The organism is Methylobacterium indicum, from assembly GCF_001043895.1.
Taxonomy (GTDB): Bacteria; Pseudomonadota; Alphaproteobacteria; order Rhizobiales; family Beijerinckiaceae; genus Methylobacterium; species Methylobacterium indicum.
Window position 1 is genome coordinate 1 of record NZ_JTHF01000268.1, and the last position, 1,274, is coordinate 1,274.

Sequence of the window (1,274 nt, forward strand, 5' to 3'; positions counted from 1 at the left end):
GGTCGATCCGGCCCCCGGCCGGCTCTCGACGCCGATCGCTCCGCCCATCAGCTCGACGAGGCCCTTGCAGATGGCGAGGCCGAGCCCGCTGCCGCCGTATTGCCGCCGGATCGAGCCGTCGACCTGGCTGAAGCGCTGAAAGAGGCGGCCGTGCTGCTCGGGGGCGATGCCGATGCCGGTATCGCTGACGCAGAAGCGCAACGCCCCCTCCTCCGCCTCGACCCGCACCGCGACCCGGCCGGCGGGGGTGAACTTGACGGCGTTGTTGAGGAGGTTGAGCAGGATCTGGCGCAGGCGGTCGGGATCGCCCCGGACCCAGTCCGGCACCGAGGCATCGAGCGCGACGTCGAGGGCGAGGCCCTTGGGCTCGGACAGCCCGCGCACGATCGAGGCGGCATTGTCCACGAGCGCCGCGGGGGCGAAGGGCACCTCGGACAAGGCGATGCCGCCGGCCTCGATGCGCGAGAAGTCGAGGATGTCGTCGACGACGGTGAGCAGCGCCCCGCCCGCCGCGGCGATCCGGTCGACGTAGCGCCGGTGCCGGCCCGGCAGGGTGCGGTCGGCCAGCAGCAGGTCGGCATAGCCGATGACGCCGTTCAGCGGCGTGCGGATCTCGTGGGACATCGAGGCCAGGAAGTCGGTCTTGGCCTGGCTCGCCCGCTCGGCGGTGATCCGCGCCTCTTCGAGGGCGCGGGCATGGCGCTGGCGCTCGCCGACGTCGCGGAAGGTCGCGATGATGGCGGGCTCGCCCGGCGCCGCCCCCGGGATGCGCCGGAACGCCCCCTCGACCCAGATCCACGCTCCCGTCCGGTGACGGGCGCGGCAAACCACGCTGACCTGCGGCTCGCCGGCGGCGAGGCGGCGGGCCTGGGTCACCAGGAGGGCGAGGTCGTCGCGGTGGACGCAGTCGCGCAGGCGCATCGCGACGACCTCCTCGGGCGTGTAGCCGAGGAGGCGCCGCACCGCCGGCGAGACGTAGCTGCGCCGTCCGTCGTCGTGGGCGAGCACGATCAGCTCGCTGGTGTTCTCGGCGAGCAGCCGGTAGCGCGCCTCCCCGGCCGAGAGCATGCCGGCGGCGCGGCGCGCCTCCTGCTCGAGGTCGCGGTGGCGCAGCATCGCCCGGGTCAGCCCGAAGCCGAGGCCGACCAGCACGGTGCTGATGCCGAGGACCACGGCCGCGTCCTGCTGCACGCCCTCGCGCCAGGCCGCCAGCGTTTCGTCCTTCGCGACGCCGGTGGTGACGAGGAGCGGGGCACCGGCGACGCGAAGGACGA

1 protein-coding gene is annotated in these 1,274 nt (G+C 74.2%); it reads right to left on the minus strand.

The features are described from left to right. Positions 1-1,274: sensor histidine kinase (locus QR78_RS26520; protein ID WP_125940054.1), on the minus strand; the 1,274-nt coding region annotated here is incomplete at both ends.